14 protein-coding genes are annotated in these 16,782 nt (G+C 51.9%); 8 read left to right on the forward strand and 6 right to left on the reverse strand.

Features of this window, described 5'->3' with window-relative positions:
• Positions 1–132 precede the first annotated feature (132 nt).
• Both ACFFK0_RS15900 and ACFFK0_RS15905 read right to left on the reverse strand, forming a co-directional pair.
• Complete coding sequence (locus ACFFK0_RS15900; protein ID WP_377471246.1) at positions 133–534, reverse strand: fascin domain-containing protein; 402 nt, start codon at positions 532–534, stop codon at positions 133–135.
• Positions 535–588: 54 nt separating this feature from the next.
• Positions 589–1,659, reverse strand: a complete 1,071-nt coding sequence (locus ACFFK0_RS15905; RefSeq protein WP_377471247.1) for a glycosyltransferase family 61 protein — start codon at positions 1,657–1,659, stop codon at positions 589–591.
• 255 nt (positions 1,660–1,914) lie between these two features.
• On the opposite strand from ACFFK0_RS15905, the gene ACFFK0_RS15910 reads away from it, so the two are divergent.
• On the forward strand, positions 1,915–3,231 hold the full coding sequence (locus tag ACFFK0_RS15910) for a glycosyltransferase family 61 protein (protein ID WP_377471248.1): 1,317 nt from the start codon (positions 1,915–1,917) through the stop codon (positions 3,229–3,231).
• A 38-nt stretch (positions 3,232–3,269) separates the two neighbouring features.
• Here ACFFK0_RS15910 and ACFFK0_RS15915 read toward each other — a convergent pair whose 3' ends face one another.
• Positions 3,270–4,223 (reverse strand): UDP-glucuronic acid decarboxylase family protein, encoded by a 954-nt coding sequence (locus ACFFK0_RS15915; protein WP_377471249.1) that lies wholly within the window; start codon positions 4,221–4,223, stop codon positions 3,270–3,272.
• The gene (locus ACFFK0_RS15920) at positions 4,208–5,551 is read right to left on the reverse strand and encodes a UDP-glucose dehydrogenase family protein (protein ID WP_377471250.1); all 1,344 of its coding nucleotides are present in this window, start codon (positions 5,549–5,551) and stop codon (positions 4,208–4,210) included. The genes ACFFK0_RS15915 and ACFFK0_RS15920 overlap by 16 nt, the downstream gene beginning before the upstream one ends.
• A 200-nt stretch (positions 5,552–5,751) precedes the next feature.
• Here ACFFK0_RS15920 and ACFFK0_RS15925 point away from each other — a divergent pair, with 200 nt between their 5' ends.
• The 4 genes from ACFFK0_RS15925 to ACFFK0_RS15940 all read left to right on the forward strand — a co-directional run bounded on the left by ACFFK0_RS15925 (position 5,752) and on the right by ACFFK0_RS15940 (position 10,062).
• Positions 5,752–6,996: a hypothetical protein gene (locus ACFFK0_RS15925; RefSeq protein ID WP_377471251.1), complete on the forward strand. Its 1,245-nt coding sequence runs from the start codon at positions 5,752–5,754 to the stop codon at positions 6,994–6,996.
• A 189-nt stretch (positions 6,997–7,185) separates the two neighbouring features.
• On the forward strand, positions 7,186–7,959 hold the full coding sequence (gene rfbF, locus ACFFK0_RS15930; protein WP_377471366.1) for a glucose-1-phosphate cytidylyltransferase: 774 nt from the start codon (positions 7,186–7,188) through the stop codon (positions 7,957–7,959).
• Positions 7,953–9,053, forward strand: coding sequence for a CDP-glucose 4,6-dehydratase (gene rfbG / locus ACFFK0_RS15935; RefSeq protein WP_377471367.1), 1,101 nt, complete (start codon positions 7,953–7,955; stop codon positions 9,051–9,053). Before rfbF ends, rfbG begins: the two co-directional genes overlap by 7 nt.
• Positions 9,046–10,062 (forward strand): NAD-dependent epimerase/dehydratase family protein, encoded by a 1,017-nt coding sequence (locus tag ACFFK0_RS15940; RefSeq protein WP_377471252.1) that lies wholly within the window; start codon positions 9,046–9,048, stop codon positions 10,060–10,062. The genes rfbG and ACFFK0_RS15940 overlap by 8 nt, the downstream gene beginning before the upstream one ends.
• A gap of 104 nt (positions 10,063–10,166) precedes the next feature.
• On the opposite strand, the gene ACFFK0_RS15945 is transcribed toward ACFFK0_RS15940, so the two are convergent.
• The gene (locus tag ACFFK0_RS15945) at positions 10,167–10,802 is read right to left on the reverse strand and encodes a class I SAM-dependent methyltransferase (protein ID WP_377471253.1); all 636 of its coding nucleotides are present in this window, start codon (positions 10,800–10,802) and stop codon (positions 10,167–10,169) included.
• A 195-nt stretch (positions 10,803–10,997) separates the two neighbouring features.
• Here ACFFK0_RS15945 and ACFFK0_RS15950 point away from each other — a divergent pair, with 195 nt between their 5' ends.
• Complete coding sequence (locus ACFFK0_RS15950; protein WP_377471254.1) at positions 10,998–12,200, forward strand: ROK family protein; 1,203 nt, start codon at positions 10,998–11,000, stop codon at positions 12,198–12,200.
• A 767-nt stretch (positions 12,201–12,967) separates the two neighbouring features.
• Here the strand turns inward: ACFFK0_RS15950 and ACFFK0_RS15955 are convergent.
• Positions 12,968–14,797 (reverse strand): PAS domain-containing protein, encoded by a 1,830-nt coding sequence (locus ACFFK0_RS15955; protein WP_377471255.1) that lies wholly within the window; start codon positions 14,795–14,797, stop codon positions 12,968–12,970.
• 206 nt (positions 14,798–15,003) lie between these two features.
• On the opposite strand from ACFFK0_RS15955, the gene ACFFK0_RS15960 reads away from it, so the two are divergent.
• Complete coding sequence (locus ACFFK0_RS15960) at positions 15,004–15,519, forward strand: RNA polymerase sigma factor (protein ID WP_377471256.1); 516 nt, start codon at positions 15,004–15,006, stop codon at positions 15,517–15,519.
• Positions 15,520–15,524: 5 nt separating this feature from the next.
• Positions 15,525–16,751, forward strand: a complete 1,227-nt coding sequence (locus tag ACFFK0_RS15965) for a hypothetical protein (RefSeq protein WP_377471257.1) — start codon at positions 15,525–15,527, stop codon at positions 16,749–16,751.
• The last annotated feature ends 31 nt before the right edge of the window (positions 16,752–16,782 follow it).

The raw sequence follows: 16,782 nt of genomic DNA on the forward strand, positions 1-16,782 counted from the left end.
TTGTACAAAATGAAAAGAGGCTGCCCTCAGTCATCTACGATGACTTTTGGGACAGCCTCATTGTATTCTTCCTAACCGCCTATCGGCCCCCGTGCACTTTCGGCGAACTTGTCCGCCCGGTACCCTACCCTACTACAACAATTCTACGTTGATAGTCTCCCAAGGACCGCGCACGTTTCGGTTCGCAACTACGATACTATTTCCTCCGTTTTCGAAGCACACATATTGTCCATTGTGCGCCTGCAGGGATATGCGGTTATTTCCCAATTGCTCCAGCCGAAACAGCTCCCATGGTCCCAGCTCCGTTCGATCGGCGACCAAGATTTGCCCCCCGCCGCCTTCGGCCGTCACGTAAAAGCGTTGATCATGTGTTTTTAGAAACACAATAAAGTTCAACGGGTCATGAATGTACAACCAGAATGTTTCCCACGGTCCTCTCTGTGTTCGATTAGCAACAATAATGTTCCCGCCGCCGGACTCGTGGGTCATATAATATTTGGAATCCCATGTTTTAAATGCAATTTGCAAAGGCATATCCATTCCCTCCATTTTGCATGAATTCCCATCACAGCATGACCGGTGCGTTCATCAAGGCTGCATTCTTATTTTGAGAAGCAGGCAGCATAGCTCATTGATATCAACAAGGCTATCATGAAAGCCTGCGTACCCTTGCGGATTGTAGGCTTTTGAAACTAATGTGTAATAGTCAAGCTTGCAATGATGAGAGAGGACCCAGTATAGCGGCGAAACAAACGTTTCAGCAAATAGTTCTATGACCTTTGTTCCGGGCTGGGCGAAAGTCAAGTTGGCCAATCCGGCACCATGGGGAGCGACAATCATCTCCGCCGAAGCGAATAACTGAATTTGCTCCTTCAATGTAAGCGCCCCCAGTGTGTAAACCTCAAAACCAAACCGCTGCAATACACCGATCACCTCATGCTCGTTGGCTATTCTGCGATACGCTGCATCCCCCCTGCTAATATAAATAGATTTGGAGCGCCGAAAATCCTTGGATGCGTACGGCAGCAGCTTCTTGCGAAGAAAATCGACTGTCCATTCGGAATACCCCACACGGTTCGGAAGAGAAGGAATCGCTAGTTGAGAAGCGGACCAATAGAATTGGTCGTCTGTATACACGACCTTCGACTCTTCGATTTTCAACAGCCTTAATACTTCGTCTAAAAAACGATGTTTCGTGCCGTTAAGAATATATTGATCGACACGAACTCCGCTTTTTCTAAGCAGCTCAAACCTGGCGATAATATCGTACAGCCAATGGAAATAATTTTGCGGGTCCCAGCAAGTGATAACCGCTGCCGTTCCATGAAAGCGGTCCATCTGCAGCGGTGTCCATGCATGAAACACTTCGTGCTGTCTAGGGTCAAAGTCATGATAAGTCGAAGCATCGTAAAGAAGGTGCACATTAGGCGTTAATACGGCCCCGCTTCTCCCCCACACCCTCCCCTCTGCGACGATGGATACGAAGGGGTTAGGCTCCCTATATGCCATCTCGGTAAAAACGGGCTGATACAGGCCTTTAGAAGGCGATAAGCGGCAATGCGCTGCAAGATTCAAATCCATCGTCATATTTTCAGGATATTTGCTTCGAGAACTATGGACCCATTCTTGAACGGTACAATATCCGAGCGGCCTGCTCATGTCGAACCTCCCTTCGGCAATTTCTTGCCATCCTCTTTTTCTATCGAGAGATAATAGACATTGTATTCAAGCTTCGCTTTATTGGATTAGACTGCTCTCCTTGATAGATTTGTAGAATCGCTAGAAATAAAAAAGACGGGCTTGTCCATAGAGAGATGTTACTTACCCATTTTGCCGTCCATTGGGCATTTTGCCGCTCCTGCCCCGGGTCATTCGCATAAACTGCATGTAAAATTCCGAAGACGGAGGTTGAGCATGCAAACCAAACGAACGCGGGGAAAACAAGCTTCCAATACTAGAAGAAACAAACAAGTGAAATCCATCAAGAAGCGCACCAAACCAACCGGGGGCCGCCGAAAAAAAACGAAACGCCGGAACCCGCTGCGCCAAACGAGGTCTCTGAAGCTGAAGAAAAAAAAGAAAAAGGCGGCTAGGCGAAGAAGAAAGGCTTCTTCTCCGCAGCCCGCCGTTCTTATCGAACCGGGGCGTCCCGTTCGATACGCCGATACGGCGCCGTATGTCAGCGAATGGATCCACAATGGAAACAAGGACTGTTATTTTACAATCCTGTATCCCGACCAGTCCCGGTATTTCGCGACCGCCAAAGCGATCCACGCTCCCGAGTTTCATGAAACCAACCAAGTTTGGGGCCACAGCTTTGCCGCCGTTATTCCCCAAGGAAGAATGTGGGGGCCGCATGGGCATGTGATCACAGCGGACAACACCCTGTTATCGGATGTTTCTCTCGACTTTCCAACAGGCAAAAATCCGGAGTTTCATCCCGCGATGACGAATTGGGAGCCATATCCCCTTATGGATACGTCCGGGACCGTCGCCGCTTTGGCCTTCTGTACCGCAGACAATTACTGGCACTGGCTGTACGACGTGCTTACCCGCATTCATCTGCTGAGAGTGGCCGGTATTCATGTCGACAAGTACGCCGTTAATTTGTCAAGCTCGCGTCCCTTCCAACTAGCAACCTTATATATGTTGGGCATACAACCGGAGCAAATCATTCTCGCCCACCCGCAATTTCACCTTCGAGCAGAGAAGCTGGCCGTAGCATCGGCGCAAGAGAATCAAAACTACCCGCAATGGACAATAGATTGGCTGCGCGAGGAATTGCTGTATAAGCAAAATCTCCACACCAATATCGGTGCCGGCAATGAGCGCATATACATCAGTCGCGGCAACCAACCGCGAAGGCGAATTGAGAACGAACAAGAAATCATGGATCTGCTGTCTGCTTACGGCTTCCGCATCTGCGCTCTCGAGGACATCCCGGTCGAGCAGCAAATTCAGCTTTTCCATTCGGCGCAGGTGATTGTTGCTCCTCACGGTGCGGGGCTTGCCAATCTGACATTTTGCCGGCCTCAGACCAGGGTGTTGGAGCTATTCGGGGAAAACTTTAAACCCAATTTATATTGGAAGCTTAGCAATATGGGAGGACTGGACTACTATCACCTGATCTGCCGTAGCGTCGGCCCCTCGGACACGGGCTATGTCGGCGACGAGAACATTTATGTCGACCGCAACCATCTGGAGCAATCGCTGCAATTCATGGGACTGTGATGACGATTAGACTGTCTAGGCAACACCTAGCCAGTCTATTATTTTTCCCGCTCCAATACACTTGCAAAATAATCGATGGTGTGCTGCAATCCTTCTGCGATCTTTACGCTAGGCTGCCAGTTCAACATGGCGGCGGCAAGACCGATATCCGGCCTTCTTCTGACGGGGTCGTCGGCAGGCAGCGGACGGTGAACGATCTTTGACCGGCTATTCGTCAACCGGATTATCCGTTCAGCAAGCTCTTTGACGGTATATTCCTCGGGATTCCCTAAATTTACGGGGCCGACAAACGAATTCGAGCTGTTCATCATCCGAACGATTCCTTCAATTAAGTCGGTGACATAACAGAAAGACCGGGTTTGGCTTCCATCGCCATACAGCGTAATGTCGTCGCCGCTCAGCGCTTGCACAATAAAGTTGCTGACCACCCTGCCGTCATCCTTATTCATTCGGGGACCATACGTATTGAATATGCGAACGACTTTGACTGGGACTTGATACATACGGTTGTATTCGTAAAACAACGTCTCGGCCGCTCGTTTTCCCTCATCATAGCATGCACGCGGTCCAACTACGTTCACATTCCCGTTGTAGCTTTCCGTCTGGGGATGAACCGCCGGATCTCCATACACTTCGCTTGTCGAGGCGAATAAGATTCGCGCGGATCGCGCTCGTGCTAACTCCAGCATGTTCAAGCTTCCCAGCAGCGACGTCTTCAACGTCATCACCGGGTCTTTCTGATAATGCTTGGGCGATGCCGGACATGCCAGATGATAAATTTGGTCGGCGTCCAAATCGATCGGAACGCTGACATCGTGCTGGATAAACGTAAAGTTAGGATGACCGGTCAATCCTTTGAGGTTATCGACCGTTCCGGTATATAAATTGTCCAAAGCGATAACGTCATGACCGGACGCCAGCAGCCTCTCGCACAAAAACGAGCCCAGAAAGCCTGCGCCTCCCGTAACTACGATTTTCATTCGTGCTCCCATGACGCCTTCCTCCCTATGGAATAGTGATGAAAGCCCGCATTCTTCATCTGCACCGGGTCGAATACGTTTCGGCCGTCAAATACGACCGGCTTGTTCATTGACTTCTTGACAAGGTCCATATCCGCCTTGCGGTAAACGTCCCAATCCGTCACGAGCATCAGTGCATGCGCTCCTTGTACGGCTTCGTACGGATCATTGAAATATCGAATTCCGGGACGATCGCCGAATACTTGTTTGGCATGGGGAAGCGCAATAGGATCATGGATGGATACGGCGGCTCCCTCATTCAGCAAGCTCTTGATCAAATCTAGCGCCGGCGCTTCCCGAATGTCGTCGGTATCGGGCTTAAAGGCTACTCCCCATACGGTGATAGCTTTCCCTTCCAAGCTCCCGTGAAAATATTCGGCGACCTTAGCCAAAAATCGCTTTCGCTGTCTGCGATTGACTTCAACGGTTGCCTGCAGAATGGAGGAAGAAGCCTGGTACTCACGGGCGGTTGCCATTAAAGCCGCTACGTCCTTGGGGAAGCAAGAGCCCCCGTATCCTACACCCGCAGATAAAAAAAACGGGCCAATTCGATGATCGGATCCAATACCTAGACGCACCTTCTCGACGTCGGCCCCTGTCGCCTCGCAGAGCTCCGCGATTTCATTGATAAAGCTGATCCGCGACGCAAGCATGGCGTTAGCTGCGTATTTGGTCATCTCCGATGATCTCAAATCCATAACAATCAGCGAATGTCCCTTCTTCGTCAAAGGCTCATAGATTTGTTCCATGACCCGCGCTGCTTGTTGCGACTCGATACCTACCACGATGCGGTCCGGCTGCAGGAAATCTTCGATCGCTTTACCTTCTCTCAAAAATTCGGGGTTGGATACGACATCCGCAAGCTTCCTGGATAAGCCCCTGCTTTCAAGCTTAGCTTGGATTCGCTCCATAATAACTCGAGTCGTTCCGACCGGAACCGTCGATTTGGCGACAACGACCGTATAGCGGGTTATGAAATCGGCAATTTGATCCGCAGCTTGAAGAACAAAGCTCAGATCGGCCGTCCCGTCCGCTCCGGAAGGAGTACCGACGGCGATGAAGATGGCAGCCGCATCTTCTGCCATTTCGGCGATCGAGGATCTGAACTGCAAGGTTCCCAGCGCACTATGCCGAGTAAGCAGAGGCTCAAGACCCGGCTCGTAAATAGGTGCTTGTCCGGACTGCAGAAGCTGGATCTTCGCAGTATTTTGGTCAATGCATGTGACTTCATGTCCCATTTCCGCCAAGCAAACGCCAGTAACCAGCCCGACATATCCTGTTCCTATTATGCCTATTTTCATTTCTACCCTCCTAACATAACGCTTGGAATACTATATGTTCCGCTGGCGTTTGGCGTAAGGGCTATTTTCCATCGCATATATCCGCCTGATTCTTCAAATTTGGACATATAGTAGGGTTCACTTCTCCCCTGTCTTCATAAGCTATCGCAGGAAACAGACTTTCGACAACTTGGCCCACAGAATTTAAGGAGGGATTATTGTTGATCATCACGACCGTGTCCAGCGCCGCCTATCTGAAGAAAGCCATGTTAATGGCTAAGTCGGCCAAAAGGCATATTCCCAATTGTAAAGTGATTGTCGGCTTGATCGAGGAAAGCATTCCGGAGGGCTGCGCTCAGCTGCCGTATATCGATGAAATCGTTTTGGGCAAGCATATTTGCCCGTATCCGAATTTTCACAAATTTATATTTCAGTACAACGCTTGGGAGGGAATCAATTCTTGCAAGGCGCAGCTATTAAAATACGCCTATCAAACCCACAGCTATGAGAATACGTTCGTTCATATGGATACCGACATGTATGTGTTCGGCAATTTTGATGAGCTGGAGGAAATCCTGAATCAATACAAGATCGTAGTTACTCCCCACTATTCGTATTCTCCCGAACCGTTTCGTCCTTCCGAATTGAAATTCTATCGCTACTACGGGGCGATCAACGGAGGCTTTATAGCCTTTAGGCGGGATTCCGCTGCAGAAAGCTTCATCGACTGGTGGACGCGCAGAGTTGAGAATTACGGGTATTTAAGCGATAAGGACGGTTTATTTTCGGATCAAACCTGGCTTCAATACGCTCCTGTTTTCTTTGATCAAGCTTTGGTGCTTCGTCATCCCGGCTACAATCTTGCACCTTGGAATTTATCCGAACGCAAGCTGTCCGTTCTGAACTATTTTCAGTATCTGACCAACAACCTCCCCGTAAGAGCGTTTCATATGTCCGGTATTAACTCTCACTTTATTGACTATGTCAACCAGCAGCCTGAAGAACAGCAGCAAATCGCGAACGAAATTCGGAATATGTATCTGTATGAGCTGCAATCGCTCGGGTATTCCCAGCTCGACGGAATCGAATGGTCTTATGAAAGGTATCATGACGGCTCCCACATCGACTACAAAGCCAGAGCAGCCCTGCGTGAGCGGTATTACCACGATCAGTCTATTGCGGACCCCTTCGCACTATCCAATGCCTTCTTTATTCCGGAAACGGACAATACCGAAGCTGCTGCAACCGTTACGAAGAGTAGAAATCAACGAATCCGCCGAAAAAAAAGAAGGCCGGTCGCGAAGCGCCTGAACAAAAATACGAAAAAGCTTCGGAAATCTATGGCTTCCAGATCTCTTCAAAGAGCCGGACGAAAGAAAGCTGTCTCCCTCGAGAGCAGAAGAACGGCAAGAAAGCGGACGCGTCTCAAGAGCCCGTTACGGAAACGAACCGGCAAAAAAGCATAACGCGCTGTGCAGCTGTCTTCGATATGTTCGTCCACTCTTCTACAATTCAACGCTCTTACAAAGCCTTGAAATATGAAAATAGACAAATACTAGGGTTCCCGTTTCCAAGCATGCACATAAACTGGTACAAACCAGCTTGAACCATACTACAACTGGAAAGGAGCTCACGCCGTGCGTTCAAATTCAACCATGAAAGTAGTCATCCTGGCAGGCGGCTACGGTACTAGACTAAGCGAAGAAACCTCCGTCAAGCCTAAGCCTATGGTGGAAATCGGCGGCAGACCGATTTTGTGGCATATCATGAAGCTGTACTCCCGATGGGGGTTTCAAGACTTTGTCATTTGTCTGGGTTATAAAGGGGATGTGATCAAGGAGTATTTCGAGAGGTATTATATCAACCAATCCGATGTTACCTTTGATTACAATGAACAGGACTGCAAAATCATCCACAACTATCATGGCGAGCCTTGGAAAGTAACGTTAGTATTCACAGGGGAAGACACGATGACCGGCGGACGCGTAAAAAGAATCGCACCGTATATCGGCAGCCAGCCATTCCTGTTGACATATGGTGACGGCCTGTCTGACGTCAATATAGGCGCGCTCGTCGACTACCATTTCTCTCACGGCAGGCTGGCTACCGTTACGACGGTGCAGCCATCCGGACGCTTCGGGTCCCTGCGTCTCGACGAACATGATGAAGTCGAAGAGTTCGTCGAGAAGCCTAAAGGGGACGGAGGCTGGATTAACGGCGGATTTTTCGTAATGAGTCCTGAGGTGTTCGAATTGATTGACGGGGATGAAACCGTTCTGGAGAAGGAGCCGTTAGAGCGCCTGGTGAACCTGCGGCAATTGATGGCGTTCCGTCATACCGGCTTCTGGCATCCGATGGATACATTGCGCGACAAAATGGTTCTGGAGAAGCTTTGGAGCAGTGGTAACGCTCCGTGGAAAACATGGTAGCTGCCATCAATTCCTCGTTCTGGTCCGGAAAACGGGTGTTGATTACCGGTCACACCGGCTTCAAGGGCTCTTGGCTCACCTTGTGGCTCCATGCGATGGGGGCCGTTGTCGCCGGTTATTCCCTGCCGCCGAATACGAAGCCTTCTATGTTTGAACTGTGCGGGCTGTCGGCGCTTGCAGCCAATTACTATGCCGACGTTAGAAATGCAGCCGCCCTGCAAGCCGCCATTGCCGAATTCCGTCCGGAAGTCATCGTTCACATGGCTGCCCAGCCGCTCGTCCGGGCGTCGTATGAACATCCTGTGAACACCTATGAAGTCAATGTCATGGGTACAGTCAACCTGTTCGAGGCGATCAGACTCGCGGTCATGAACGGAGTACCTGTCAAAGCCGTCTTGAACGTCACGACAGACAAAGTTTATGACAATAAGGAGTGGGCATGGGGATACAGGGAATTCGAGCCGCTAGGCGGCTACGACCCTTATGCGAGCAGCAAGGCCTGCTCCGAACTCGTCACTTCCTCTTATCGCAGTTCGTATTTTCACCCCGACCGCTATGAAGAACACGGGGTCGCGGTTGCTTCCGCCCGGGCCGGTAACGTCATCGGAGGCGGAGATTGGGCTAAGGACCGTCTCATTCCCGATTTGATCGACGCCTTTCACCGGGGCGAGACGATCACGCTCCGCAACCCCGATGCCATACGGCCGTGGCAGCACGTGATGGAGCCTTTGAGAGGCTATGTTATGCTGCTGCAGAAGCTTCTGACCGATGGACCGCGCTTCGCTTCTGCGTGGAATTTCGGCCCGGACGACGATGACGCCGTGAGTGTCCGGAGTGTGTTTGAACTGCTCGGCTCCCACTTGGGGATGGACGTTCGCTACGACACGCCTCCCGGCAATCAGCCCCATGAGCACCGGTTCCTAAAGCTCGATTGCTCCAAATCGAAAACAGAGCTGAATTGGAAGCCGATATGGAGCATCCGGACCGCTGTTGAGAAAATAGCCGACTGGGATAAAGCTTACCGGACAGGTATGGATATGAGAACCTTCACCTTGCGGCAAATCCGCCAATATATGCGTGATTGTAATGATTGAGACGATAGCGGTACGGCATGAGCGTGTGCAGCCTTTCCGCTTTGCGGACAAGAAGGTGGTCGTTACCGGTGTCAGCAGCTTTATCGGCTGCTATTTGGCTGCTCATTTCAGCCGGCTGGGTGCGGATGTAGTCGGTACTGTCAGCGATGAAGTCAGCAACTACACCGGTATTCGCAAAGAAAGACTTCAATTCGTCTTATCCTCCGGCGTCCGGCTGGAACGGCTTAATATTGAGGAATCCATCACCTTAAGCTCGTTTGTGCTGAAGGAGCAGCCTCGCCTGTGGCTCCAGCATGCGGGCTACGTCAGCGGCTACGAATCGGACGGCTATGATTTGAATACGGCAAACTCCATTAACGTATTGGCGCTGAAACCGTTATTTGAAGCACTGGCCGCCGCCGGTGCGGAGGGCATGATTTTGACGGGAACGATGTCGGAGTACGGCGATACAACTGCTGCCTGTCTCGAGGAGGACGCCTGCTGGCCGAATACCGCATACGGGCTGTCGAAGCTGGCAGCCACCCTGCGGGCCCGGCAGCTTGCCAGCCTTTACGGGATGAAGACACGGGTGGCGCGTATCTTTATTCCATTCGGCGTTTTGGATAGCCCCAGGAAGCTGCTCCCCAGCGCGCTGACCGCATTAATTGCGCAGCGTCCGCTAGATCTGACCGCGTGCGAGCAGCGCCGGGATTTCTGCTCCATCCAAGACATCGTCGAGGGCTACGAAGCGCTGGCTGCCGACCTGGAACGCGACGTCATGTTTGACATTATCAATTTGTGCGGCGGCAGCGCCTTATCGCTCAAAACGCTGCTGATGATGATGGCCGCCGAGCTGTCGGCCGACCCTTCCGTGCTGCGGTTCGGTGCGCTCCCGATGCGTCCGGGCGAATCGATGGTCAACTATGGCGCTAACGACAAGGCAAGGCGGCTGTTAGGCTGGGTGCCACGGGAATTAGAGTCTAGCCTAAAAACCTACGTCTCGGAATTTAGAAATAGATTACGACGTTAACAAAGATACCCTAGCGGACAATCGCCGCTAGGTCTTTGTTTTTAATAATCGAAACAGCGGCAGCCAACAATCCTGGACCGCCGCTATTTCTACACTTTCCATCATTAAATTTTAAAACGGTTAAGCAATGAAGAGCCTTCGGATCGTACGATGAGAACAGCGCCCCGCGAATCTTTGTGATAGAACGGATTTTCCCCGTATTTGTAATTTGGATATTCATTCAAGACCCGTTGGACGACGGCCTGCAGGTGTGGACTGTGTCTCAAATCATCGATTGCGATATAAGGGATGTTTAAACGCACGCAATTCACAATATCGCTGTATGCGGTAACCTCGTCGTGTCCGCCATCCACCCACGCGAATTCGATTCCTTGCTCGTGGAAGTGCGGCAGCGTTTGTTTGGAATCGCCTTGGTAGAATTTGATTTGCAGCTTATTTTGAATGCTGTTTAAATAATTCACACATTTTCCGGATTCAGGCTCCAGGCCAAACGTATACAGGGTTGCCGGCTTTGGTAGAATATGCGAAAGCAAATAGGCAAATAGCGCTTTATTCGTACCGGTTTCCAGTATTTTGGTTGGCTGCAAGCTCGCGATTATATAACGAAAAAATTCAATTTGCGCGGATGCCGTTTCCGCATCGGTGAACTCCAGGATGTTCCCTTCCGGGCTGGGATGCAGAGAAACTAGCGTTCTAAACGAATCTTGCGATCGTAAATATTCCCACAACAAATTTGACATGAGCAGCTTCCTCCTATAATCTGGATATTTAATCTTATGCCGGCCATTATGGTTAGCTACATGATACGAGACTATTTCTACGTATATAAAATCGCCTTTTCTTTTTGCTCTTTAAGAGAATAAAAAACCTAGTAATTCAGTTGGATTTTCGTGTATAATGTATCCATCCTTATTGACAGGAAGGCTGATCCTACTGTGATCCGACTGCAAGATCGCATTCCCGGGCGCAAGCACAAGGATGTGTTTGCGCTCATACATAAAAGAGGAGTTGTCTCGAAACAAGAACTGCTGGAGAGCGGCGATTGGACGGGCAGCACACTGACCCGAACCTTGGAGGAGCTGACGTCGGGGGGCTTGATCGAGGAGGCGGGCTTCGGCGAATCGACCGGCGGCAGAAGACCGATACTGTATCGCTCGAATCCCGAATACGGCTACGTGTTCGGTCTGGATATTTCGCGAATGCATTCCATGCTGGTGCTGTACGATATGCATCTGAATAAGCTGGATTCGCAGCGTTGGATGATGACGGATACGATGACCCCCGATGTATTCATCGAGCTCGTAGAGGGCAAGGCGGAAGCCATGCTCGCTTCCCGCGGAATCAGGCCGGACTCCGTCATCGGCATGGGTATCGGCGCAGTCGGCCCGCTTGACCGGGACAGCGGCACGATACTCGAGCCGCTCTACTTTCCCGCTCCGGGCTGGCGCAATGTGGAGATCGCACCCGAGCTGGAGGCCCGGCTGAGCATTCCGGTTAAGCTCGATAACGGTGCGAATACGGCTCTTCTCGGCGAGCAGTGGGCCTCACGAGAACAGCAGTATCAGCATGTGCTCTACATCCATGTCGGCGTCGGTCTCCGCTCCTCCGTCATGGTCGGCGGCAAGGTCGTTTATGGCGCCGTAGATATGGAGGGCGCGATCGGCCAAATGATCATCCAAGCGGACGGCCCGCGCATGAATGCCGAAGGCAACTACGGCTCGCTTGAGGCGTATGCCTCCATTCACGCACTGGAGCAGCATGCAATCCGTTCGATGAAATTGGGCCGGGAAAGCATATTGAGCTCACTCTGCGAAGATCCCGAGAAGCTGCAGTACTCCCACTTGCTTGAGGCGCTCGGCCGGCGCGACTCGCTGTCCATCGAGCTGTTTACGCAGGCGGCTTCTTATTTTGGCGTAGGACTTGCGAATTTGCTGAATATTTTACATCCGGAGAAGGTGATCCTCGGCGGTCCGCTGATTGCCTCCGACCCGCTCTTCTTTCAAACTTGCACGCGCATCGCAGTTCGGAATGCCTACTATTATCCGGCCTATCAAGTCATGTTCTCCCGCGGAGCACTCGGCGACGAGGCTCTCGTCACCGGAGCGGCGGCGATGATGATCGATGCGATGACGGTCTAGCATTCCAGCTTCAAGGAAAACCGGAGAATTGCCTCCGGTTTTTCTGCTTTGGCGGCGGCAGCTTTCCGCCGGAACTGTGCAAGGGGTGACCTCGTCTTTTTTCTGCGAGGGCTTGGCTTGGCGCAGATGCGGTTCGTTAACGGTTCGGGAGGGCCCTATTTTACCGCTATCGCCCTTTTCATTCAAAATAGAGGACTTTCGCGGCGCTATCGAATGTCAACTGATGAATTTGGGCTTGATTTTCCCTGATTGCTGGAACATAACTCCCTCAAAATCCGCTAAACTTGCAAGAGATCAAGTCTCGAGCCAAATAACGGTTTCGGAAACCGTTACGGCTCACAAGGTTTCCCGTATACCTACAGGAATCATTCAAACAGCTAGCTTGCCTGAATTTATTACTGCGAAATTGCAGACATTTGAAGGCAAAGCGTCCGTAGCCGTCCTTTCGCAGCAAAGGTGCCTGTATTTACTTATGCAGGCATTTACTCCCGATAGCCGATGAATGAGCAAAATGGCTTCACGTTCGCATGAATCCTCCGATTAAATGCGCCTTCAAACAAAGCCGATTCCGGCAAGAACGGAAAAATATGATAGGTTTATGTACAGAAAAGCCGCTTCTATCATTTCCTGGCTATGCAAGAACAAAAGCCCGAAAACGGTACGCTCCCGCTTCGGGCTTTGCCATTCATTTTACTTAACGGAGGAAGGATCGCCTCTTGCCTACCGGTGGTTTCCGCCGCGCTCCAGGCGGTTCTGCATCCGTTACATCAACTGTTCAGACGCTGCCTGCCGGCATCGGGAAGGCGGATCCGGAACTTCGTACCGACTCCGGCCTCGCTGTACACCTCGATTTTCCCGCGGTGATTCTCAATGATTTTATAACTCACCATCAATCCGAGCCCGGTTCCTTTTTCCTTCGTCGTATAGAACGGCTGTCCGATCTTGGCGATCTGCTCTTCCGGAATGCCGCACCCTTCGTCCTTGACCTCCGCGACGATCTCCGCGTTATCCCGGTCAATACAGACCGTAACCGTAATCGCACCGCCGTACTTCATCGCTTCAATCGCATTTTTAATCAAGTTGACGAAAACCTGCTTCACTTGATTCTCGTCGCACAGAACGAAGCCGGGCTCTTCCCCCAGCCTGCAATGAATCTCGATATTGCTCAGGATCGCCTGCGTTTCTAGCAGCTGGCTGACCCCCTTCAAGACGCCGCGCAGATCCATAACTTTCATCCGGCTCGGATTCGGTTTGGCGAGCATCAGCATTTCGCTCGTTATGGAGTCGATGCGCTCAATTTCCGATTTGATAATGGTAAAATACTCCGATTTGCTAGGAAGCTGCATCTCCGCCAATTGAACGAAGCCCTTAATTGCAGTGAGCGGGTTGCGAATTTCGTGGGCCAGCCCAGCAGCCATCTGGCCGACGGCTTTCATCTTGTCCGACTGCCGGAACAGCTCCTGCGTTTGCTTTCGTTCCGTGATGTCCCGAATCAGCACATGTACATACGTTTCTCCGTTCAGCAGAGCAGGTATAAAGACGGCCTCCACCTCAATAACGGTGCCGTCCATTCGGAACAATTGCAGCTCCGTAGGACCGTTAATTAATCCCTGCATCGCCCTCTGCACTCGTTCCTCCAGCAGCTTCGCACTCTCCTGGCAGCCGAACTGTGCCGGGGTACGGAACTCCAGACTATCCCCTTCATCCGTACCGAGCATCCGCAAGCAGGCGGCGTTGGCATACACACAGAGGGAGTTACGGAAAACCAGGAACGGTTCCGGCGAATGCTCCAACAGGTTCGCGAACGTTTCCTCACTTTCCCGGGCCTGCTTCCACAATTTATTATGTAGGGTCAAATCCTTCATGATTACCGCAAATTCCATGATCATCCCGGTATCCTCAAAGATCGGTACGACGGAAACACTGACATCGACCGGACTGCCGTCCTTCCGATACTTTACCGTCTCATAGCAGGTCACATCATGGCCTTGTCCAGCCATCTCCATAAGGCTTAGCAGGCTGCTGCCTAGCGTCTCCGTTTCAGACGGCAGACTTTGACCGATAACCTCCTCAGGCAGCCAACCGAACATGATCGAATACGTCTCGTTCATGTCCAGCACAATCCCGTTCCTGTCCAATAGCATGAAAGCATCCGATATCTTTTGGTGATAGGCCCGGACGAGCTGTTCCTCTCTCCCGGCAGCCGGCGCCGGCTGTACGGACGCCGGTTCGATCTCGATCAGGAAGCACGTCGGCTGTCCGGCATCGTCGCGTACTAGCGTCATCTTGAACGATATCCGGATCGGATGTCCGTCTTTGCACAGTAACACTTTATTCTGGGCATGATGGTTCAGCTTACGGCGCAAAGCTTGTTCGAATCGAAAGGTTGATTCGTCGGGATGGCCGCATTGCGGGATATCGTCACACCGGCGGTAGATGAGTTCTTTCCTGGTATAGCCGAACATTCGGCACAAGGCGTCACTGACATCGATCCAACGGCCAAGCAAATCTATCATACCAAGGGCTTTCGGGGCCTGTTGAAACAGAAGTCGGTGAAGCTGCTCTTCCTGAAACGGTTCCGGACCGACAAGCTGCATAAGAGGCGGACTCCTTTAGATGAAAATAAGGTTTACAAACTGCCCTGCCATCATAGCATAGCAAGTACTAGGAAGTTGTCGAACGAACGTGGCTGCAACTTACTTTTTTTCGACATCGACGCCGCCGTCACATTTTTTTCCTTTTGTTGTTATCCGCAACAACTTTTCACCCTTCTTGTGCGTCTAATATGACTGAGGTGAAGAACGTGAGCACGAGTGCCAATTTTGACTATTTGCAATATATTTCATCCACCGTTGACCAGAAGGTTGTAATTCGCGAATTAATGGGCGCGTACGGGGGCGACGTATGGAACTTCGCATTTGCCCTTGCCCGCAGCCCGGAGCATGCCGACGCCATCACGCAGGAAGCGTTCGTAAGAGCATACCGCGCGCTTCCGCTCTTCCGGGGAGAATCGTCCGTCAAGGCATGGCTGCTGGCCTTAACGCACAGCGCGGCCGGATCCGTGAAGACGTCGCTGCTGCAGAGGCTGCCTCTGCGGGGCAAATCCGGCGGGGCCGACGATCCGGATAACGACCGTATGAACGCTTCGTGGCGTACGGTAATGGAGCTTCCGGCGAAGCTTCGCGAAGTGCTGATCTTGTCGGCTCACCACCGATTGACAATCGCCGAAATCGCTTATGTGCTGGATATTTCGGAAGAAACCGCTAAATCGAGGCTGCATCAAGCAAGACTAAAGGCGATTGAAGCGAAAGGGGGATGACGGTCTTGGATCGATCCGAATTCGATCCGGAGCGTGATCTCCAGAAGGGTCCATATCCGCATAGGGGCTTCAACGATGAGTTGCAGAAGCGGATAGAAGAAAGCATCGAACGGAAATCGCGGTGGAAGCGGCTTCGGCTTTCGGCGGCTTTTACGACCTTCGCCGCCGTAGGAGCGTTCCTCCTGATCATGGATTGGAACGGCTGGCCGCAGCCACAAGCACAGACGGAGCTCTCCGTTACGACGGCTGCCGCCTCGCCCGCCGCGGACCCGGCTCCTGCTGAAGCGGGCAATTCCGTCTCCGACACGCAGATGCAATATCAATCGGGGCTGCTTATCGGGCTGCGCGCGGATTTCAAACGAAAGAGCGCCAAGCTCAACTCGGATCAGCTCCCGGATAGCTCCTATCGCACCCTTTTCATCGCTCCGGTGAACGGAAACTTGGAAGTCGCTGCAGAAGGCAAAGGCATATTGCTGCCTTACGGGCAAATGTTTTGGAAAATCGACGCCGTCAGTTCCTCCAGCGGCGGCAATATATACAACACTGTAATCGCCCATCCGGCGAATAAGCCGGTACTCGTACCCGAGCTGCAGCCGAGCGACGGACAACGCGTACAGCATACGGAGAAGCTCCTCTTTGTCGGCAATAAGTATGTATCGCTGGAACAAACCGAGACGGCGAAAAGCGGGAACAAAAAGCTGCAAACGTCACGAATTTGGGTGAAGGAGCTCCAGCAGGTGAACGGCCAACTGACGGCGGCCACCGCTGACCCTTCGAAGCGGAACTACGTCCCCTTCGCCGATTTGTTCGGCGGCTCCTCGACCGATTCGTCGCAGTGGGCAATATTGCGCCGGCCCGGCAGCTGGGTGCCTAATATTGCCGATTCGGTCTTTAACGGGGACAACGAGAGCTATATGCTGCGGCCGGTCTCCATGCCGCTGCCGGATGCGGTCGTATCGCACGACCAGCTATGCTGTGCATGGGCCGATATCGTGCGGGTGCAGCCGAGCGCAGTCGACGCCTTGTCGTCGCCGAAGAAAGACTTTTTGGCGGTCGTCACGCCGACGAATTTATTCTTCTATGAGACGCGGGGCGGCAAGCTGGGGACGACGCCGAAGGCTACCGTAAATTTGATCGAGAATGAAACGGTCATTATGGCGCAGTGGTCGACCGGAAATTATGTCGAAGAGTGGATTAAAGCAAGCCGCACCTATTTGAAGAAGTCTTCTTAAGCCGTTATCCATGCGGCTCCCAGGATGACAG

The organism is Paenibacillus chartarius (assembly GCF_042432825.1).
Classification (GTDB): Bacteria; Bacillota; Bacilli; order Paenibacillales; family NBRC-103111; genus Gordoniibacillus; species Gordoniibacillus chartarius.